This is a genomic window from Agromyces sp. NPDC060279 (genome assembly GCF_042726785.1).
In the GTDB taxonomy this organism is placed as follows: Bacteria; Actinomycetota; Actinomycetes; order Actinomycetales; family Microbacteriaceae; genus Agromyces.
On record NZ_JBHXBK010000002.1, the window covers coordinates 366,582 to 385,784 of the forward strand.

The 19,203-nt window shown below is 72.3% G+C and carries 18 protein-coding genes; 16 read left to right on the forward strand and 2 right to left on the reverse strand.

The genetic code is table 11. The features are described 5' to 3' along the window. Nucleotides 1-40: 40 nt before the first annotated feature. The 8 genes from ACFWE1_RS10375 (at nt 41) to ACFWE1_RS10410 (ending at nt 7,562) form a co-directional block, all read left to right on the forward strand. Nucleotides 41-517: a hypothetical protein gene (locus ACFWE1_RS10375; protein WP_376933378.1), complete on the forward strand. Its 477-nt coding sequence runs from the start codon at nt 41-43 to the stop codon at nt 515-517. Beyond that, on the forward strand, nt 514-1,449 hold the full coding sequence (locus ACFWE1_RS10380; RefSeq protein WP_376933379.1) for a bifunctional riboflavin kinase/FAD synthetase: 936 nt from the start codon (nt 514-516) through the stop codon (nt 1,447-1,449). The genes ACFWE1_RS10375 and ACFWE1_RS10380 overlap by 4 nt, the downstream gene beginning before the upstream one ends. Before the next feature lie 2 nt (nt 1,450-1,451). After that, nucleotides 1,452-2,669, forward strand: coding sequence for a CynX/NimT family MFS transporter (locus ACFWE1_RS10385; protein WP_376933380.1), 1,218 nt, complete (start codon nt 1,452-1,454; stop codon nt 2,667-2,669). Between the two features lie 152 nt (nt 2,670-2,821). Further along, nucleotides 2,822-3,766 (forward strand): sugar-binding transcriptional regulator, encoded by a 945-nt coding sequence (locus ACFWE1_RS10390; protein ID WP_376933381.1) that lies wholly within the window; start codon nt 2,822-2,824, stop codon nt 3,764-3,766. A gap of 61 nt (nt 3,767-3,827) precedes the next feature. Continuing rightward, nucleotides 3,828-4,835: a deoxyribose-phosphate aldolase gene (gene deoC / locus ACFWE1_RS10395; RefSeq protein ID WP_376933382.1), complete on the forward strand. Its 1,008-nt coding sequence runs from the start codon at nt 3,828-3,830 to the stop codon at nt 4,833-4,835. A 17-nt stretch (nt 4,836-4,852) separates the two neighbouring features. Continuing rightward, entirely contained in the window at nt 4,853-6,442 is a 1,590-nt protein-coding gene (locus ACFWE1_RS10400) for an aldehyde dehydrogenase family protein (RefSeq protein WP_376933383.1), read from the forward strand. After that, nucleotides 6,439-7,299, forward strand: a complete 861-nt coding sequence (locus ACFWE1_RS10405; RefSeq protein ID WP_376933384.1) for an aldehyde dehydrogenase family protein — start codon at nt 6,439-6,441, stop codon at nt 7,297-7,299. The genes ACFWE1_RS10400 and ACFWE1_RS10405 overlap by 4 nt, the downstream gene beginning before the upstream one ends. A gap of 2 nt (nt 7,300-7,301) precedes the next feature. Next, on the forward strand, nt 7,302-7,562 hold the full coding sequence (locus ACFWE1_RS10410) for a hypothetical protein (protein WP_376933385.1): 261 nt from the start codon (nt 7,302-7,304) through the stop codon (nt 7,560-7,562). 21 nt (nt 7,563-7,583) lie between these two features. On the opposite strand, the gene ACFWE1_RS10415 is transcribed toward ACFWE1_RS10410, so the two are convergent. Next, complete coding sequence (locus ACFWE1_RS10415) at nt 7,584-7,862, reverse strand: metal-sensitive transcriptional regulator (RefSeq protein WP_243568712.1); 279 nt, start codon at nt 7,860-7,862, stop codon at nt 7,584-7,586. Nucleotides 7,863-7,945: 83 nt separating this feature from the next. On the opposite strand from ACFWE1_RS10415, the gene ACFWE1_RS10420 reads away from it, so the two are divergent. From ACFWE1_RS10420 to ACFWE1_RS10455, 8 genes are all read left to right on the forward strand, one after another. Further along, entirely contained in the window at nt 7,946-9,805 is a 1,860-nt protein-coding gene (locus ACFWE1_RS10420) for a DUF2207 domain-containing protein (RefSeq protein ID WP_376933386.1), read from the forward strand. Nucleotides 9,806-9,839: 34 nt separating this feature from the next. Further along, a complete protein-coding gene (locus ACFWE1_RS10425; RefSeq protein WP_376933504.1) occupies nt 9,840-10,574 on the forward strand; it encodes a ZIP family metal transporter in 735 nt (244 codons plus the stop codon). Between the two features lie 255 nt (nt 10,575-10,829). Beyond that, nucleotides 10,830-12,953: a DEAD/DEAH box helicase gene (locus ACFWE1_RS10430; protein WP_376933387.1), complete on the forward strand. Its 2,124-nt coding sequence runs from the start codon at nt 10,830-10,832 to the stop codon at nt 12,951-12,953. Between the two features lie 149 nt (nt 12,954-13,102). Then, on the forward strand, nt 13,103-14,134 hold the full coding sequence (locus tag ACFWE1_RS10435; RefSeq protein WP_243568709.1) for a 6-phosphofructokinase: 1,032 nt from the start codon (nt 13,103-13,105) through the stop codon (nt 14,132-14,134). A gap of 14 nt (nt 14,135-14,148) precedes the next feature. Continuing rightward, on the forward strand, nt 14,149-14,631 hold the full coding sequence (locus tag ACFWE1_RS10440) for an 8-oxo-dGTP diphosphatase (RefSeq protein WP_376933388.1): 483 nt from the start codon (nt 14,149-14,151) through the stop codon (nt 14,629-14,631). A 108-nt stretch (nt 14,632-14,739) separates the two neighbouring features. Continuing rightward, the gene (locus ACFWE1_RS10445) at nt 14,740-15,918 is read left to right on the forward strand and encodes an anion permease (protein WP_376933389.1); all 1,179 of its coding nucleotides are present in this window, start codon (nt 14,740-14,742) and stop codon (nt 15,916-15,918) included. After that, on the forward strand, nt 15,915-16,265 hold the full coding sequence (locus ACFWE1_RS10450; protein ID WP_243568706.1) for a peptidase: 351 nt from the start codon (nt 15,915-15,917) through the stop codon (nt 16,263-16,265). Before ACFWE1_RS10445 ends, ACFWE1_RS10450 begins: the two co-directional genes overlap by 4 nt. A 77-nt stretch (nt 16,266-16,342) precedes the next feature. Next, on the forward strand, nt 16,343-17,806 hold the full coding sequence (locus ACFWE1_RS10455; RefSeq protein ID WP_376933390.1) for an NCS2 family permease: 1,464 nt from the start codon (nt 16,343-16,345) through the stop codon (nt 17,804-17,806). Between the two features lie 67 nt (nt 17,807-17,873). Here ACFWE1_RS10455 and ACFWE1_RS10460 read toward each other — a convergent pair whose 3' ends face one another. Further along, complete coding sequence (locus ACFWE1_RS10460; RefSeq protein WP_376933391.1) at nt 17,874-19,160, reverse strand: uracil-xanthine permease family protein; 1,287 nt, start codon at nt 19,158-19,160, stop codon at nt 17,874-17,876. Nucleotides 19,161-19,203: the final 43 nt, after the last annotated feature.

Here is a 19,203-nt window from a genome sequence, read left to right on the forward strand (position 1 = left end):
TGCGCCGCATCGTCGGCGCGTCTGAGAGAATCGAAGCGACATGAACAGCGCACCCCAGAGCCCGGCCGCGCCCGCTGCGCGTCGGCGGATGAGCGGCATCGGCCGCGTCCTCGTCGCCGTCTACGGCGTGCTCGCCCTCGCGGCCCTCGGCCGTTCCTTCGTGCAGATCGTGCAGAAGTTCGACGAGGCGCCGCTCGCCTACGCCCTCTCCGCGCTCGCCGCCGTCGTCTACGTGATCGCGACGATCGCCCTCGTCCGCTCCAGCCGCGGCTGGTACCGCGTCGCCTGGGCGACGATCGTCTTCGAGTTCACCGGCGTCCTCGTGGTCGGCACGCTGAGCGTGGTGCTGCCGGGGCTGTTCCCGCACGACACGGTGTGGTCCTGGTACGGCCGCGGCTACCTGTTCATCCCGCTCGTGCTACCGGTGCTCGGCATGTGGTGGCTCGCGAAGCACCGCCCGGCCGCCGACACGCCGGCCGAAACCCCGCTCGCCACCGCCGAACGGCCGGCCTCGTGAGGGTCTTCGACGACCTCGCCGGCGTGCCGGCGGGGTTCGGGCCCGCTGCCGTGACGATCGGCAAGTTCGACGGCGTGCACGTCGGGCACCGCGCCGTCATCGGCCGGCTCCGGGAGATCGCGACCGAGCGACAGCTCGCCGCGGTCGCCGTCACCTTCGACCGCAATCCGCTCGCGCTCCTCGCGCCCGACAAGTGCCCCGCCTCGCTCGTGAGCACGAGGCAGAAGCTCGAACTGCTCGCGACGACCGGGCTCGACGCCACGCTGCTGCTGCACTTCGACCGGGCGCTGGCCTCGGTGCCGGCCGAGGAGTTCGTCGAGCGCATCCTCGTCGGTGCGCTCGACGCCAAGGCGCTGCTCGTCGGTGAGGACTTCCGCTTCGGCGCCAAGGGCGCCGGCGACGTCGCGCTGCTCGAACGCCTCGGCGAGCGGTACGGCTTCACGGTCGAAGTGCTGGGCGACATCCGGCCCGACGGCGAACGCCGGGTCTCCTCGACGTGGGTGCGCGAGATGCTCGACGAGGGCGACGTGGCCCGTGCCGCCGAGCTGCTCGGCGGGCACCGGCCCACGGTGAGCGGCGTCGTCGTGCACGGGGCCGCACGCGGCCGGGAGCTCGGCTTCCCGACCGCGAACCTCTCGCCGGAGTCGGAGGGGCTCATCCCGGGCGACGGCGTCTACGCCGGATGGTTGACCGACGCGGGCGTCCGGTACCCGGCGGCGATCTCCGTCGGCGACAACCCGACCTTCGAGGGCGTGCCGAAGAAGCAGGTCGAGGCCTACGTGCTCGACCGCGAGCTCGACCTGTACGACCACCTCGTCGACGTCGAGTTCGTCGAGCGGATCCGCGGCATGGTGGCGTTCACGACCATCCCCGACCTGATCGCGACGATCCAGGACGACGTCGACCGCATCCGCACCATCCTGCTGGGCTGAGCGTGGCCCCCGCGGGTCCGCCCTCGCCTCGCGCTCCGCGGCGGGGCCGGCTGCTCGCGCTCCTCGGCATCGTGCTCGTCGCGTTCAACCTGCGCACGGCCGTCGCGGCGCTCTCGCCGGTGCTCGGCCGGGTCGCCGAGGACATCGCGCTGAGCCCGGCGTTCATCGGCTTCCTCGGCATGCTGCCGCCGCTCTGCTACGCGGGCTTCGGCATCCTGACGCCGCTCGTGGCGCGTCGCTTCGGCCTCGAACGCACCCTCGTGGCCTCGCTCGTGCTGCTGACGGCCGGGCTGGCCTGGCGCGGGCTCGCCGCGGACGGCGTGCAGCTCGTCGTGGCGAGCGTCGCGACCTTCGCGGCGATGGGGGTCGGCAACGTGCTGCTGCCCCCGCTCGTGAAGCGCTACTTCCCGGCTCGGATCGGGCTCATGACGACGGTCTACGTCACGGCGATGTCGGTGAGCACGCTCGTGCCGCCGCTGCTGGCCGAGCCGGTGGCCGAGGCGGCCGGCTGGCGGGTGTCGGTGGGGGAGTGGGCGATCGTCGCGGCGGTCGCGCTCGTGCCGTGGGCGCTGCTGCTCGCGCGGCCGGCGGCGGGCGCCAGCAGCGAGGCGGAGGAGCCGCAGCCGGGGCTGCTCGCCCGGGCCGCGTGCTCGCCCCTCGGCTGGGCGCTGCTCGTCGTCTTCGCGGTGGCCGGCTTCAACGCGTACTCGGCGTTCGCCTGGCTGCCCGAGATCCTGCACGACATCGCGGGCACCGCTCCCGCGGAGTCGGGCGCGCTGCTCTCGCTCTACGCGGCGATGGGGATCCCGGCCGGGCTCTTCGTGCCCGTGCTCGCCGTGCGCTTCGGCCGGGTGCGGCTGCTGGTCTGGTTCGCGGTGCTCGTGTTCGTCTGCGGGTACCTGGGCCTCCTCCTCGCGCCGGGGCAGGCGACGTGGCTCTGGGTCGCGCTCGCCGGCTGCGGCCCGATGCTGTTCCCGTTGTCCCTCGTGCTCATCAACCTCCGGACGCGCAGTCACGACGGTGCGGTCGCCCTCAGCGGCTTCGTGCAGTCGGCGGGCTATCTCGTCGTCGCGGTCGGCCCGCTCGCCGTCGGCCTGCTGCACGAGGCGAGCGGCGGCTGGACGTGGCCGCTCCTGCTGCTGCTCGCCTCGACCCTGCCGGCCGTGGTCGCCGGGGCCGTCGTGGCGAGGCCGCGGTACCTGGAGGACGAGCGGCGCTGAGCGCCCGCGCGCCGCTCGCGGGCCTGGGCGGATGCCTCGCCGTGCTCGCGCGCGTGCACCGCCGCCCCGTGCTGCTCATGTGAGCAGAATCACCTGCGAGTGTTGCTGGGTGCGGATCCGGTGCCTACCCTGGAACGAGGGGAAGGAGTCGGATGGACGAGACCGATGAGCTGCTGTCGATCCGGGCCGCTGAGCTCTACTACGAAGAGAACAAGACCCAGGACGAGATCGGTCAGGCGCTGCGCCTGACCCGCTGGAAGGTCGGGCGGCTGCTCGCCCAGGCCAAGCAGCGCGGGTTCATCCGCATCGAGATCCTGCACCCGCGCGCCCGGCGCCTGCCGATCGAACGCCGCCTGCGCGAGGAGCGCGGGCTGAACGACGCGATCGTCGTCTCCTCCGCCGGCGTCGCCGGCCCCGAGGAGCTCCAGGCGCGCACGGCCCAGGCCGCGGCCGACTACCTCACCGCGCTGCGCCCCGTGCCGCGCACCCTCGGGGTGAGCTGGGGTCGCACCCTCTACGAGATCTCGCAGCACCTCCGCAACGGCTGGGCGACCGGCGTGAACGTCGTGCAGATCAACGGCGGCGTGAGCCTCAACCGCCGGCCGGGCACCGCCGCGGCCACCGCCGTCGGCATCGCCCAGAAGGGCGGCGGGCAGGCGACCCTGCTGCCGAGCCCCGCCATCCTCGAGCGGCTCGAGACGAAGCAGGCCATCGAGTCCGATCGCGTCGTCGCGGGCGTGATCGAGCTCGCCCGCTCCGCCGACGCCTACCTCTTCAGCGCCGGCGCCGCCGACGAGAGCTCGGTGCACGTCGAGAGCGGGTACCTCTCCGTCTCCGACGTCGACCTGCTCGTCGCGAAGGGCGCCGTCGGCGACGTCGTCGGCCGCTACCTCGACTCCGACGGCAATATCGTCGACCCGGCCCTCGACGCGCGCACCGTCGGGCTCACCCTCGACGAGCTGCGCCAGGCCCCGCTCGCGATCGCCGTGATCGCTGGTCAGGCGAAGCACCCCGTCGCCGACGCGGTCGTGCGCAGCGGGCTGTGCACCGTGCTCGTCACCGACGAGGCCACGGCGCTCCACCTCCTCAACGGCTGAACGCCGCGCACCTCCCACGATCCACGTATCGCCACAACAGCCGGAAGGCAGGTCACCCACGATGACTGGCACCACCCTCGTCACCGCCCGCGAGCGCGCGCTCGCCGTGCTCGGCGGCGACCCCGACGACGCGACGCTCCGCCGCTATCTGCACGGCATCCCCGGCGTCGACGCGGTCGGCCTCGAACAGCGAGCGGCCGCGCTCGGAACCCGCTCGGTCAAGACCAGCTCGAAGGCCTGGGCGCTCGACCGGATCATCTCGCTCATCGACCTGACCACGCTCGAGGGCGTGGACACCCCCGGCAAGGTGCGCTCGCTCGTCGCGAAGGCGCAGAACCCCGACCCGGCCGACCCCGGCACCCCGCGGGTCGCCGCCGTCTGCGTCTACGGCGACATGGTCCCGTACGCGGTCGAGGCGCTCGGCGCGGCGCACGGCGACCCCGACGACGGCGGCATCTCGGTCGCGGCGGTCGCGACCGCCTTTCCGTCCGGCCGCTCCTCGCTCGACATCAAGCTCGCGGACACCGCAGAGGCCGTCGCGGCCGGTGCCGACGAGATCGACATGGTGATCGACCGCGGGGCGTTCCTCGCCGGTCGCTACGGGCTCGTCTTCGACCAGATCGCCGCCGTGAAGGACGCCTGCCGCCGTCCGGACGGCACGAGCGCGAGTCTCAAGGTGATCCTCGAGACCGGCGAACTCGTGACCTACGACAACGTGCGCCGCGCCTCCTGGCTCTCGATCCTCGCCGGCGGCGACTTCATCAAGACCTCCACCGGCAAGGTGCAGCCCGCCGCGACCCTGCCCGTCACCCTGCTGATGCTCGAGGTGGTCCGCGACTGGCACCGCCTCACCGGCCACAAGGTCGGCGTGAAGCCGGCCGGCGGCATCCGCACCTCGAAGGACGCCATCAAGTACCTCGTCACCGTCGCCGAGACCGTGGGCGAGGAGTGGCTCGTGCCGCACCTCTTCCGCTTCGGCGCCTCCAGCCTGCTGAACGACGTGCTGCTGCAGCGCCAGAAGCTCGTGAGCGGGCACTACTCCGGCGCCGACTACGTGACCATCGACTGACCGAGACGAGACCTGAGATGAGCTTCCTCGAATACGCACCGGCCCCGGAGTCCCGGGCCATCCTGTCGCTGCGCGACCGCTACGGCCTCTTCATCGACGGCGAGTTCGTCGACGGACGCGGCACGCCCTTCCAGACGATCTCCCCGGCGAACGAGGAGCGGATCGCCGAGATCGCCTCCGCCAACGCGGAGGACGTGGCCGACGCCGTCGCCGCGGCCCGCCGCGCCTATGAGCGGGTCTGGTCGAAGATGAGCGGCCGCGACCGCGGCAAGTACCTCTTCCGCATCGCCCGCCTCGTGCAGGAGCGCGCCCGCGAGCTCGCGGTCGCCGAATCCCTCGACAACGGCAAGCCGATCAAGGAATCGCGCGACGTCGACGTGCCGCTCGTCGCCGCCTGGTTCTTCTACTACGCGGGCTGGGCCGACAAGCTCGACCACGCCGGCCTCGGCGCCGACCCGCGCGCGCTCGGCGTCGCCGGGCAGGTCATCCCGTGGAACTTCCCGCTGCTCATGCTCGCCTGGAAGATCGCGCCGGCGCTCGCCGCTGGCAACACGGTCGTGCTGAAGCCGGCCGAGACGACGCCGCTCACGGCGCTGCTCTTCGCCGAGATCCTGCAGCAGGCCGAGCTGCCCGCCGGCGTCGTGAACATCGTCACCGGCGCGGGCGAGACCGGCGCTGCGCTCGTCGCCGCCGACGTCGACAAGGTCGCCTTCACCGGCTCGACCGGCGTCGGCCGGGCGATCGCGAAGCAGGTCGCCGGCACGCAGAAGAAGGTCACCCTCGAGCTCGGCGGCAAGGCGGCGAACATCGTCTTCGACGACGCGCCCATCGACCAGGCGATCGAGGGGATCGTCAACGGCATCTTCTTCAACCAGGGGCACGTGTGCTGCGCCGGCAGCCGCCTGCTCGTGCAGGAGAACATCCACGACGAGGTCGTCGACCGGCTGAAGCAGCGCCTCTCGACGCTCCGCCTCGGCGACCCGCTCGACAAGAACACCGACATCGGCGCGATCAACTCCGCCGCGCAGCTCGCCCGCATCCGCGAGCTCAGCGACGTCGGCGTGGCCGAGGGCGCCGAGCGCTGGAGCGCCCCGTGCGAGCTGCCCGCCGAGGGCTTCTGGTTCGCGCCGACGATCTTCACGGGCGTCGAGACGAGCCACCGCATCGCCCGCGAGGAGGTGTTCGGCCCGGTGCTCTCGGTACTGAGCTTCCGCACCCCGCAGGAGGCGATCGCCAAGGCGAACAACACCCCGTACGGCCTCTCGGCCGGCATTTGGAGCGACAAGGGCAGCCGCATCCTCGCGGTCGCCGACCAGCTCCGCGCGGGCGTCATCTGGGCGAACACCTTCAACCGCTTCGACCCGGCGAGCCCCTTCGGCGGCTACAAGGAGTCCGGCTACGGCCGCGAGGGCGGCCGGCACGGGCTCGGCGCCTACCTCGCGCCCGCCACGAGCCGCAGCGCGCGCGCTGCGCGCGCCGTCGAGGCATCCGCCGCGCCCGCCGCGACGGCGAGCCCCGCCGTGACGGCGGAAGCCGAGGCGAAGCCGGCCCCCGCGAAGCGGAGCCGTCGATCGAGCAAGTCCGCTGAGAAGGGAGCCGCGAAGTGAGCCGCCTCACCGTGCCGAAGACGTACAAGCTGTTCATCGGCGGGGCCTTCCCCCGCAGCGAGTCGGGCCGCACCTACGAGGTGACGGGCGCGTCGGGCGGCTTCCTCGCCAACGCGGCGAAGGCCTCGCGCAAGGACGCCAGGGACGCGGTCGTCGCGGCCCGCGGTGCCGTCGCGGGCTGGGCCGGCGCCACCGCCTACAACCGCGGCCAGGTGCTCTACCGCATCGCCGAGCTGCTCGAGGGCCGCCGGGCCCAGTTCGTCGCCGAGATCGAGGAGGCCGAGGGCGTCTCCCGTGCCGCGGCCGGCGCGCAGGTCGACGAGGCCATCGACCGCTGGGTCTGGTACGCGGGCTGGGCCGACAAGTTCGCGCAGGTGGCCGGCAATGCCAACCCGGTCGCCGGCCCCTACTTCAACCTCTCCGTGCCGGAGCCGACGGGGGTCGTCGCGATCGTCGCGCCGCAGGACTCCGCGCTGCTGGGGCTCGTCTCGGCGATCGCCCCCGCGCTCGTCGCGGGGAACGCGGTCGTCGTCGTCGCGAGCGAGCGCTTCCCGCTGTCGGCCATCTCGCTGGCCGAGGTGCTCGCCACGAGCGACGTGCCGAAGGGCGTCGTCAACGTGCTCACGGGCTCGCCCGCCGAGATCGCGCCGTGGCTCGCGAGCCACGCAGACGTCAACGCCCTCGACCTCGTCGGCGCGGGCGAGCTCGACTGGATCGATCTCGAGGTCGCGGCGGCCGACACGCTGAAGCGGGTGCACCGCCCCGAGCAGGGGCCGGATGCCGCGGCGCCGAGCCTCGAGCGCATCGTCGGGTTCACCGAGACCAAGACGGTCTGGCACACGAAGAGCCTGCGCTGAGCATGGCCGGTCGCCGGGGCGCCTCCGACGAACGCGGTCGTCTCGTCGACGACCCGTTCGCGTGGCGCGCCACGGCGGCCGGCGGGCTGCTCGTCTCCCGCGGGGGCCGCCACGTCGTGACCATCGGGGGAGCGGAGGCGGCGCGCCTCGTCGCGCGCCTGGAACGGGCCGAGTCGGCCGGCGACGAGTCCGCCGTGCAGCACCTGCTCGCCCGCGCGACCGGCAACTACCGGCGCGGCAACGAGCGGCGCGGCGGGGACTGAGCCTCGCGCCGGGCGAGGGGATCAGCTGCGGTTGTTCGACAGCTCGAAGATGCGGATCAGCTCGGCGACGGCGGCCTCGCGCTGCTCGCCGCCGGCCTCGTACTGGTGGCTCACGTGGGTGCGCAGGTGGTTCTCCACGAGCAGCTTGTTCAGCGAGCCGAGGGACTTCTGCACCGCGAGCGACAGCGTGATGATGTCGACGCAGTAGTCCTCGTTCTCGATCATCTTCTCGATGCCGCGCAGCTGGCCCTCGATGATCTTCGTGCGGTGCAGCGCCCGCTTCTTGATGTCCTCGATCACCCCCTCAGGATAGCGGCTGCGAATCCGGTACCGACCGGGGTATTCGGCTCGAGCCTCGCGCCGGATTCGCTACGGTGGGCAGCATGAGCCGCCGGATGCCCCGCACCCCCGTCGCCCTCGTGGCCGGCCTCCTCGCCGGCGCCGGGCTCGCGCTCGCCGGCGCCCCGCTCGCCTTCGCGGGGCCCGGTGGATCGGCAGCGCCCACCCCTGCGCTCGCCTCGGCGGACGCGGCGGCGCCGGCCGGCGTGTCCGTGCTGCCCGCCGGCACCGACGACTTCGTCTTCGACTCCTTCGACGCCGTGTACGAGCTCGGCACCGACGCGGACGGCCGGTCGGTGCTCGACACCACCGAGACGCTCGTCGCGGTGTTCCCGGAGTTCGACCAGAACCGCGGCATCCGCCGGGCCATCCCGCTCTCCTACGACGGCCACCCGGTCGACCTCGAGGTGCGCTCCGTGACCGACGAGCACGGCACGCCACGGGCCTACTCGACCGAGCCCGATGACGACGACGAGTTCCTGCTCGTCTCGATCGCGGGCGACGAGTACGTGCACGGCCGGCAGAGCTACGTCATCGAGTACCGCCAGCACAACGTCACCCACGTGCCCGACGACCGGCCGATCGACGAGTTCTACTGGGACGTGAACGGCACCGGCTGGGCGCAGCCCTTCGGCCGGGTGAGCGCCGAGGTGCGGCTCTCGGGAGCCGCGGCCGACGGGTTCACGGGGGAGGGCGCCTGCTACCAGGGCCCCTCCGGGTCCGCGACGCCCTGCACCGCGCTCGAGCTCGGCGAGACTGGCGCCGTCGCCACGGCCGAGGCGCTCGGCCCGTACCAGAACCTCACCGTCGCGCTCGCCTTCGAGCCCGACACCTTCGTGCCCCGCGACGACGCCTTCACCTCCTCACCCGCGGCGCTCGCCGGGGCCGGCGGCGCCCTCCTCGCCCTCGGCGCCGCGGGCGCGGCCGTCGTCGCCCGCGCCACGAGATGGCGCGACCACCCGGGCCGCGGCACGATCATCGCCCAGTACGAGCCGCCGCCCGGCCTCAGCGTGATGGAGGCCGCCGAGCTCGTGGGGCAGCCGGGCAAGGGCGTCACGGCGACGATCCTGCAGCTCGCGGTGCAGCACCGGCTCCGGGTCGTCGAGCTCGCCCCGAAGCGCTTCGCCGTCGAGTACGGCGGCGGCGAGGGGCCGGACGCCGACGCCGACCGGGTGCTGCGCGAGCTCTTCGCCACGAGCGGGCGCCGGGAGCTGAAGCAGCAGGACACCGCGCTCGGCAAGAAGCTGCTCGCGCTCCGCAGCGCGGTGCGCAGCCGGGTCGTGACCGAGGGGCTGCGCCGGACGCCGCCCGTCGGGCCGCGACTGCTGCTCGGCCTGCTCGCCCTGCTCGGCGGTATCGTCGCCGTCGTCTTCGGCATCGTCGCCCTCGACCAGGCGATGGGCGGCGGCTGGCCGGTGCTCGGCCTCGTCCTCGGCATCCTCGGGGTGCTCGCCGCGGCGTTCGCGGTGATCGCCGTCCGGCCGCTGACCGAGCCGGGGCGTGCGGCGAAGGACCACCTCGAGGGGCTGCGGGTCTACCTGCGGCTCGCGGAGGCCGACCGCATCCGCATGCTGCAGAGCCCGGAGGGTGCGCTACGCACCGGCGGCCCCGAAGCCGTGCTGAAGCTGCACGAGAAGCTCCTGCCGTACGCGGTGCTGTTCGGCATCGAGCGGGAGTGGAGCCGGGTGCTCGCCGCCGAGTACGCCGCGAGCGGCGCGCAGCCCGAGTGGTACGCGGGGCGCGGGCCCTTCGACGCGCTCGCCTTCAGCGCGGGCGTCGCCGCCTTCTCGACGAGCTCGTCGAGCTCCTGGTCGGGGTCGAGCTCGAGCTCCTCCTCGAGCGGTTCGGGCGGCGGCGGCTTCTCGGGCGGCGGCGGGGGCGGCGGCGGAGGCGGCGGACTGTGAACGCGACGCCGACCGGCGCGGAGGCCCGCCGGTGATCCCCGAGTGGATCGCCCCGGGCATCGCCGGCCTGATCGCGGGCGGCGCTCTCCTGATCGGTGCGCTCGTCGCCTGGTACGTCGACGTCCCGAGACCGATCGTCGCCGGCATCATGGCCTTCGGCGCCGGGGTGCTCGTCTCGGCGCTCGCCTTCGACCTCGTGCTCGAGGCGCAGGAGCAGGGCGGGCTCTGGCCGACGGTGCTCGGCTTCGCGGGCGGCGCGGTCGTCTACGTCGCGCTGAACCAGCTGCTCGACCGGCTCGACCAGCGCAACCGGCCCGGCAGCGGCGAGGACCCGGGCACCGGCACGGGCATCGCGGTGGGCGCACTGCTCGACGGCATCCCCGAGTCCGCCGTGCTCGGCCTCAGCATGGTCGGCGGGGCCGGGGTCAGCGTGCCGGTCTTCGTCGCCATCCTCATCTCCAACCTGCCGGAGGGGCTGTCGAGCACCGCCGAGCTGAAGGCCGCCGGCCGCAGCCGGCGCTACGTGCTGCTGCTCTGGTCGGGCATCGCGGTCGCGAGCGCCGTCTCGGCGATCGCCGGGTTCGTGCTGCTCGACGAGGCGAGCGGCGAGACGACCGCGATCGTCACCGCCATCGCGGCCGGCGCCATCCTGGCGATGATCTGCGACACGATGATCCCCGAGGCGTTCCGCACCGCCCACGCCGCGACCGGGCTGCTCGCGACCGCCGGGTTCCTGCTCAGCTACACCGTGCACGTGCTCGGCGGCTGAGCGCCGCGCCGATCCCCGAGAACTCGCCTGTTCGGGTCGAATCCCGCTAGAATGGCGGGTGCGCCGGGCGATTCCGCTCAGGGGCAGGCGGTGCGATCCGCGCCAGCCGTCCCAGATGCCGCCCTGCCGTCGACGATCGACACCGCGCAGTCCGCGGTTCCGATCGTGCGGGCTCCGTCAGGCGGGGGCCGCGAGGGGGAGTCGTCGTTCCGAACGGGCCGACGCCCGGCGCGACGGCCAAGAGACCGGAGGACCATGGCCCAGACCAGGCAGCGCTCCCGCACGCGCTCCCGCGACGACGACGCGCCCATCATCCCGATCCTCGCGCGCAAGGTGCGCGAGGTCGAGCAGAAGGCGCAGAAGAACAAGCTCGGCCCGACGAACCGGACCAAGTTCCAGGTGATCGCCCTGCTCATGCGCGAGGAGCGCACCCGCGTCAAGGCCGATGCCGAGCTCAGCGACGCGCAGCGCGCCGAGCTGCTGAAGCGCCTCGACGGCATCGCCCAGATCCTCGCCAAGACGGCGGCGCGCGACACGAGCCTCATCACCCTGCTCGAGCCGGATGCCTCGATCTCCACGGTCGCGCAGCGCTTCCGCCGCGACTGGCTGCTCGAGTCCGGTGCCGAGCTCAGCGCCGACGAGCTCATCATCACGCGCGAGCCGGAGCCCGCCCCGATGCTCGCCGAGAACCAGGTCGTGCCGCGCTCCGTGAAGTCCCGGCAGCTCGCGAGCCCGTTCCTCGCGCCCGACTTCTCGCAGCAGCCGCAGCCGGTCGTCCCGGCCCGACGCCTCGCGAACTGGGAGCTGCTGAGCCCGCTGTTCAAGGCGTTCGAGCTCGGCTCGGGCGGCCAGTCCGCGACGATGCCGCTGCCCGAGGCGCCGAAGATCGACCGGGTCACCCCGCGCGGCCTCGAGCTCATGAAGCACCAGGCCCGCTTCGTCGAGGCGGCCCGGCTCGGCCACCGCACCTTCCTGCTCGCCGACGAGCCGGGCCTCGGCAAGACGGCGCAGTCGGTGCTCGCAGCCTCGGTCGCCGACGCGTACCCGCTGCTCGCCGTGGTGCCGAACGTCGTGAAGATGAACTGGGCCCGCGAGGTCGAGCGCTGGACGCCGCAGCGGCGCGCCACCGTCATCCACGGCGACGGGGAGACCGTCGACGCCTTCGCCGACGTCATCGTCGTGAACTACGACGTGCTCGACCGGCACATGTCGTGGCTGTCGACCCTCGGCTTCCGCGGCATGGTCGTCGACGAGGCGCACTTCATCAAGAACCTCAGCTCGCAGCGCTCCAAGAACGTGCTCGCCCTTGCCGAGCGGATCCGCCGCAGCGCCCCCGGCGGCGACCCGCTGCTGCTCGCCCTCACCGGCACCCCGCTCATCAACGACGTCGACGACTTCCGGGCGATCTGGCAGTTCCTCGGCTGGATCGACGGCGACAAGCCGGCCCCGCAACTCCTCGCCGAGCTCGAGCGCATCGGGCTCACCCCCGCCGACCACGGCTTCTACGCCGAGGCGCGCCGCGCGGTCATCGACCTCGGCATCGTCCGCCGCCGCAAGGTCGACGTCGCCGCCGACCTGCCCGCCAAGCGCATCGCCGACCTCCCGGTGGAGCTCGACGACGAACTGGGCCGCTCCGTGCGGGCCGCCGAGCGCGAGCTCGGCAACCGCCTCGTGCAGCGCTTCCGGGCGCTCGTCGAGGCGCGCGACCTCCGCGTGGGCGACCTCGACGAGGACACCCGCGACCAGTTCGTCCGCGCGGTCGCGAGCGCCGAACTCGAGGAGTCGAAGCAGGCCAAGTCCGGCGAGAACGTCTTCACGATGGTGCGCCGCATCGGTCAGGCGAAGGCCGGGCTCGCCGCGGACTACGCCGCCCAGCTCGCCCGCTCGGTCGGCAAGGTCGTCTTCTTCGCGAAGCACATCGACGTCATGGACCAGGCCGAGGCCGCCTTCGCGGCGCGGGAGATCCGCACGGTCTCGCTCCGCGGCGATCAGACGGCCCTCGCCCGCCAGGCGGCGATCGACGCCTTCAACTCGGACCCCGAGGTGCACGTCGCGGTCTGCTCGCTGACGGCGGCCGGCGTCGGCGTCAACCTGCAGGCGGCCTCGAACGTCGTGCTCGCCGAGCTCAGCTGGACGAGCGCCGAGCAGACGCAGGCGATCGACCGCGTGCACCGCATCGGTCAGGACGAGCCGGTCACCGCGTGGCGGATCATCGCCGCGCACACGATCGACGCGCGCATCGCGGAGCTCATCGACCAGAAGCAGGGCCTCGCCGCCCGCGCGCTCGATGGCCAGGACGTCGAGCCCGGTTCGGCGGACTCGGTGCAGCTCGACGCGCTGCAGCACCTCCTGCGGCAGGCGCTCGACGGCACGCTCTGAGCGATCCGTCGGCGACGGGGCCGGGGCGAACGCCCCCGCCCCGTCGCCGTCTCAGCACGCCGTCGGGGAGCGTATAGACTCCGATTCGACCCCGCCGACGTGGTCATGCACCCTTCCCGCCTTCCCACTTCCCCAGGAGACGTGCACATATGAAGATCGGCCTGCTCACCTCCGGCGGCGACTGCCCCGGACTCAACGCGGTCATCCGCGGCGCCGTACTGAAGGGCGTCATCTCCCACGACACCGAGTTCGTCGGCTTCCGCTGGGGCTGGCGCGGCGTCGTGGAGCGCGACATCGTGCCCATCACGCGGCACGACGTGCGCGGGCTCGCCCGGCAGGGCGGCACCATCCTGCACTCGAGCCGCACGAACCCCTTCGAGGGCGAGTTCGGCGGACCGGAGCACATCCAGCGCACCCTCGACGAGTACGGCATCGACGCGATCATCGCGATCGGCGGCGAGGGCACGCTGACGGCGGCCCGCCGGCTCTACGACGAGGGCGGCATCAAGGTCGTCGGCGTGCCGAAGACCATCGACAACGACCTCGCCGCGACCGACTACTCCTTCGGCTTCGACACCGCCGTGGAGATCGCGACCGAGGCCATCGACCGGCTCCGCACGACGGCCGATTCGCACGGCCGTTGCATGGTGCTCGAGGTCATGGGCCGCCACGTCGGCTGGATCGCGCTGCACTCCGGCATGGCGGGCGGCGCGCACGCCATCCTCATCCCCGAGCAGCCGCAGTCGATCGAGCAGATCTGCGAGTGGGTCGAGTCGGTGCGCTCGCGCGGCCGCGCCCCGCTCGTGGTGGTCGCCGAGGGCTTCACCCTGCCCGGCATGGACGAGCCGCACTCGCACAAGGGGCTCGACGCCTTCAACCGGCCGCGCCTCGGCGGCATCGCCGACGTGCTCGCGCCGATGATCGAGGAGCGCACGGGCATCGAGTCCCGGGCGACCGTGCTCGGCCACATCCAGCGCGGCGGCGAGCCGAGCGCCTACGACCGGGTGCTCGCCACCCGGCTCGGCATGGCCGCCGTCGAGGCGGTCTACGACGAGGCGTGGGGCTCCATGGTGACGCTGCGCGGCACCGACATCCGCACGGTCTCGATCGCCGAGGCGACCGGCAGCCTGAACACGGTGCCGCAGTCGCGCTACGACGAGGCCAGGATCCTCTTCGGCTGAGGCCGGCGCGGCGGATGCGGCATCCCGAGGTGTGCGTGTGCTACCTCCTGCGCGAGCGGGAGGGGCGGCTCGAGGTGCTCCTCGGGCGCAAGAAGCACGGCCTGGGGGAGGGGCGGCTCGTCGCCCCGGGCGGCAAGCTCGAGCCGGGGGAGACCCCGGCCGCCGCGTGCGTCCGCGAGGTGGCCGAGGAGGTCGGCCTCGACGTCGCCCCGGCCGACCTCGAGGCGCGGGGCGTCGTCGACTACCGCTTCCCCACTCGGGAGTCGTGGAGCCAGCGCTCGCACGTCTTCGTCTGCCGCGAATGGCGAGGGGAACCGCGCGCCTCCGACGAGCTCGATCCCGAGTGGTTCCCGGTCGACGAGGTGCCGCTCGAGCGGATGTGGGACGACGCCTCGCGATGGCTTCCGGGCGTGCTCGCGGGAGGCCGGGTGGAGCGCTCCTTCGTCTTCGGGGACGATCTCGCCACCGTGGTGGAACCGGGCCCGTCCGTCGCGTAGGATCGACGGGTGCGCGGGCTCCGCGGAGGCCGCAAGCGATACCCCATGAACTTCTGGTGAACGTCTTCACCGATCACAAGAGGCAGCGTCCACTACAGAAAGGCGCCGGTGGATCTCACCCTCATCGTCGTGCTGGTCATCGCACTGGCGTTGTTCTTCGACTTCACGAACGGCTTCCACGACACGGCGAACGCCATGGCGACGCCGATCGCCACCGGGGCGCTCCGGCCCAAGACCGCGGTCACGCTCGCCGCGATCCTGAACCTCGTCGGCGCGTTCCTGTCCACCGAGGTCGCGAAGACCATCTCGGGCGGCATCATCCGCGAGGGCGACGGCGGCGTACTGATCACGCCCGAGCTCGTGTTCGCCGGCCTCATCGGCGCCGTGGTGTGGAACATGATCACCTGGCTGATGGGGCTCCCGTCCTCGTCCAGCCACGCCCTGTTCGGCGGCCTCATCGGCGCGGCGATCGTGGGCGCCGGCCTCGGGGCGATCGACTTCCCGGTCGTCGTCTCGAAGGTCATCCTGCCGGCCCTGCTCGCGCCGCTCACCGCGGGACTCGTCGCCTACGCCGCGACGAAGCTCGCCTACGCGATCACCCGGCGCTACGACGGCAAGCCCGACGGCCGCGACGGCTTCCGCTACGCGCAGATCTTCTCGTCCTCGCTCGTCGCACTCGCGCACGGCACGAACGACGCGCAGAAGACGATGGGCGTCATCACGCTCACGCTCGTCGCCGCGAACCTGCAGGCGCCGGGCAGCGACGTGCAGTGGTGGGTCATCGTCACCTGCGCCGTCGCGATCGCGCTCGGCACCTACATGGGCGGCTGGCGCATCATCAAGACCCTCGGCACCGGCCTCACCGACGTGAAGCCCGCGCAGGGCTTCGCGGCCGAGACGGCGACCGCCGCGACGATCCTCGCCTCGAGCCACGTCGGTTTCGCGCTCTCGACGACGCAGGTCGCCTCGGGCTCGGTGATCGGCTCCGGCCTCGGCCGGCGCGGCTCGAAGGTGCGCTGGCGCACGGCCGGGCGCATCGGCGTCGGCTGGCTGCTGACGCTGCCCGCCGCGGGTGCGGTCGGCGCGCTCGCCGCGCTGGTCGCCCACCTCGGCGTCGGCGGGGTCATCATCGACGCGGTCGTCGGCGTCATCGTGATCATCGGCATCTTCATGTGGTCGAGGCGCAGCGAGGTCTCCCACCACAACGTGGTCTCCGAGGTCGCCGACTCCGGTCGCGCCGTGAAGATCAAGCGCAACCCGAAGCCCAAGCGGAAGGCGAAGAAGTGATCGACTGGGCCGCCTTCCTCCTCGTCCTCGTCTCCGCGCTCGTCGGGGCCTGCGTCGTCGTGAGCGCGTACGCGCTCGGTATCCGCCTGCTCACCCTGTCCGGTCGCACCCCGCTCGTCACCCCCGCCGAGTTCACCGACGCGATCACCATCGTCACGCCCGCCGAGATCAAGGCCGCAGCGAAGCGCGCCGCGAAGGCGGCCAAGAAGAGTCCGCTCACGGAAGGCCAGAAGCGGCTCGCGCTCTTCGGAGCGTGGGGCTGCTTCGCGCTGAGCGCGATCGCCGTGCTCGTCGGGATCTACCTGATCCTCGGCGAGCACCTCACGCGGCTCGTCGGCGGGGCCTGACGCCCGAGTCGTTGCATCACCCTTCGGATACCCCACCTCCGAGTGCACGCTCGGCGACCCCACAGAAGGCGCAGCCAATGACGACCACGACCCCGACTGCTGACACCCCGCAGCAGACCCCCAAGAACGCGTTTGACCGCTTCTTCGAGATCACCGCCCGCGGCTCGTCCGTCGGCACGGAGATCCGAGGCGGCATCGTCACCTTCGTGACGATGGCCTACATCGTGATCCTGAATCCGATCATCCTGTCCTCCGGCGTCGACGTCGACGGCAACCAGCTCGGCTTCGCCCAGCTGTCGGCGGTCACGGGCCTCACCGCGGGCGTCATGACGATCCTCTTCGGCGTCGTCGCGCGACTGCCGTTCGGCTTCGCCGCGGGCCTCGGCATCAACTCCTTCCTCGCGGTCTCCGTCGTCGGCCAGGTCACCTGGCCCGAGGCGATGGGCCTCGTCGTCGTGAACGGCCTCATCATCGTGCTGCTCGCGGCCACCGGCCTGCGGCGCATGATCTTCAACGCGGTGCCGATCCAGCTGAAGCTCGCGATCACGGTCGGCATCGGCCTGTTCATCGCCTTCATCGGCTTCGTCGACGCGGGCTTCGTGACGGCGACTGGCCTCTCCTCGCCCCCGGTCGGCCTCGGCGCCGGCGGCTCGGTCGCGACCGTGCCGAGCCTCGTCTTCATCCTCACCCTCCTCATCACCGGCGTGCTCGTCGCCCGCAAGGTGAAGGGCGGCATCCTCATCGGCCTCGTCTCCGGCACCGTGCTCGCGGTCGTCATCGAGGCGATCTGGAACCTCGGCCCGAAGATCGCGAACGGCGAGCTCGTGAACCCGAACGGCTGGGGGCTGTCGGTGCCCGAGCTGTCCGGCTCGCCCGTGAGCCTGCCCGACCTCTCGCTCGTCGGCCAGGTCTCCTTCGGCTCCTTCGAGCGCATCGGCGTGCTCGCGGCGCTCATGCTCGTCTTCACCCTCGTCTTCACGAACTTCTTCGACGCGATGGGCACGATGACGGGGCTCTCGAAGGAGGCCGGGCTCGCCGATGAGCGGGGCGACTTCCCGCGCATCAAGTCGGCCCTCGTGGTCGAGGGCGTCGGCGCCGTCGCGGGCGGCTTCACCTCGGGCTCTTCGAACACCGTGTTCATCGAGTCGGGCGCAGGCATCGGCGAGGGGGCACGCACGGGCTTCGCGAACGTCGTGACCGGCGTGCTGTTCCTGCTCGCGATGTTCTTCACGCCGCTCGTGTCGATCGTTCCGACCGAGGTCGCCGCGGCTGCGCTCGTGATCGTCGGTGCGCTGATGATGTCGCAGATCCGGTACATCGACTTCAGCGACTTCTCGGTGCTGCTGCCGGTGTTCCTCGCGGTCACCGTCATGCCGCTCACGTACTCGATCGCGAACGGCATCGGCGCGGGCTTCATCGCCTGGGTCGTGGTGCGCTCGCTCGGCGGCAAGGCGCGCGAGATCAGCCCGCTGCTGTGGATCGTCGCGGCGGGCTTCCTGCTCTACTTCGCCCGCGGCCCGGTGGAGGCGCTGTTCGCCTGATCGGCGGCTGACACACGGATGCCCCGGGCAGCACTGCTGCCCGGGGCATCCGTCGTCCGAGGCGGGACTACGCCGTGCCGCGCGCCTTCCCGATGGCGTTCATCGCGTGGTACACGACGATCGCGGCGACGGTGCCGAGCGCGATGCCGTTGAAGACCACGGTGCCGAACTGGATCGTGAAGTTGGCGATGCCGATGATGAGCGCCGTCGCGGCCGTGAACTGGTTCACCGGGCGCGAGAAGTCGACCTTGTTGTCGACCCAGATCTTCACGCCGATGATGCCGATGAGGCCGTACAGGGCGACCGTGGCCCCGCCGAGCACGCCCGCGGGGATCGTGTTCACGAGCGCCCCGAACTTCGGCGAGAGGCCGAGCAGGATCGCGACGAAGCCGGCCACCCAGTACGCGGCCGTCGAGTAGACGCGCGTCGCGGCCATGACGCCGATGTTCTCGCCGTAGGTCGTCGTGCCCGAGCCGCCGAAGAAGCCCGCGATGGTGGTCGCGATGCCGTCGGCGAAGAGGGCGCGGCCGGTCTGCCGGTTGACCGCGGGGTCGGTCATCTGGGCGACGCCCCGCACGTGGCCCACGTTCTCGGCGATGAGCACGAGCACGATGGGCAGGAAGGCGGGCAGCAGGCCCCAGAGCGCCGCGTCGGCGAAGGGGTTGCCGGCGAGGTGGAACTCGGGGAGCCCGACCCAGGCGGCCTGGTCGATCTTCTCGAAGTCGACCTGACCCTGCAGCACCGCCGCGACGTAGCCGACGAGCACGCCGATGAGGATCGAGATCCGGCCCAGGATGCCGCGGAACAGCACGGTCGTGAGCAGCACCGCCGCCAGCGTGACGAGCGCGGTGAGCGGCGCCTGGTCGAAGTTGGACTTCGCCGCCGGGGCGAGGTTCAGGCCGATGAGCGCGACGATCGCACCCGCGACGACCGGCGGCATGAGCACGTCGATCCAGCCGGTGCCCGTCCAGATCACGAGCGCGCCGATGAGGGCGAGCATCACGCCGACGGCGACGATGCCGAAGAGCGCCGCGCCCATCGGGTCGGCCGCCTGCTCGGAGGCGAGCGCCGCGGTCACCGGGGCGATGAACGCGAACGAGGAGCCGAGGTAGCTCGGCAGCCGGTTCTGCGTGATCAGCAGGAAGAGGATCGTGCCGATGCCGGAGAACAGCACCGTCGTCGCCGGCGGGAACCCGGTGAGCAGGGGCACGAGGAAGGTGGCGCCGAACATGGCGACGACGTGCTGCGCGCCGAGGCCGATGGTGCGCGGCCAGCTCAGGCGTTCGCCGGGGGCGACGACCTCGCCCGGGGCGACGGTCTTGCCGTTGCCGTGAAGGGTCCAGGGGAGTGCCATGGGGCTCCGTTTCGCGTGGTGGGGGTGCCCGTCGGCGCGGGTC

Bases quoted from the DNA above. Each gene is read 5' to 3' on its own strand.
- ACFWE1_RS10375 (WP_376933378.1), top strand. From the start codon at position 41: ATGAACAGCGCACCCCAGAGCCCGGCCGCGCCCGCTGCGCGTCGGCGG.
- ACFWE1_RS10390 (WP_376933381.1), top strand. From the start codon at position 2,822: ATGGACGAGACCGATGAGCTGCTGTCGATCCGGGCCGCTGAGCTCTAC.
- deoC (WP_376933382.1), top strand. From the start codon at position 3,828: ATGACTGGCACCACCCTCGTCACCGCCCGCGAGCGCGCGCTCGCCGTG.
- ACFWE1_RS10400 (WP_376933383.1), top strand. From the start codon at position 4,853: ATGAGCTTCCTCGAATACGCACCGGCCCCGGAGTCCCGGGCCATCCTG.
- ACFWE1_RS10410 (WP_376933385.1), top strand. From the start codon at position 7,302: ATGGCCGGTCGCCGGGGCGCCTCCGACGAACGCGGTCGTCTCGTCGAC.
- ACFWE1_RS10420 (WP_376933386.1), top strand. From the start codon at position 7,946: ATGAGCCGCCGGATGCCCCGCACCCCCGTCGCCCTCGTGGCCGGCCTC.
- ACFWE1_RS10430 (WP_376933387.1), top strand. From the start codon at position 10,830: ATGGCCCAGACCAGGCAGCGCTCCCGCACGCGCTCCCGCGACGACGAC.
- ACFWE1_RS10435 (WP_243568709.1), top strand. From the start codon at position 13,103: ATGAAGATCGGCCTGCTCACCTCCGGCGGCGACTGCCCCGGACTCAAC.
- ACFWE1_RS10440 (WP_376933388.1), top strand. From the start codon at position 14,149: ATGCGGCATCCCGAGGTGTGCGTGTGCTACCTCCTGCGCGAGCGGGAG.
- ACFWE1_RS10455 (WP_376933390.1), top strand. From the start codon at position 16,343: ATGACGACCACGACCCCGACTGCTGACACCCCGCAGCAGACCCCCAAG.
- ACFWE1_RS10460 (WP_376933391.1), bottom strand. From the start codon at position 19,160: ATGGCACTCCCCTGGACCCTTCACGGCAACGGCAAGACCGTCGCCCCG.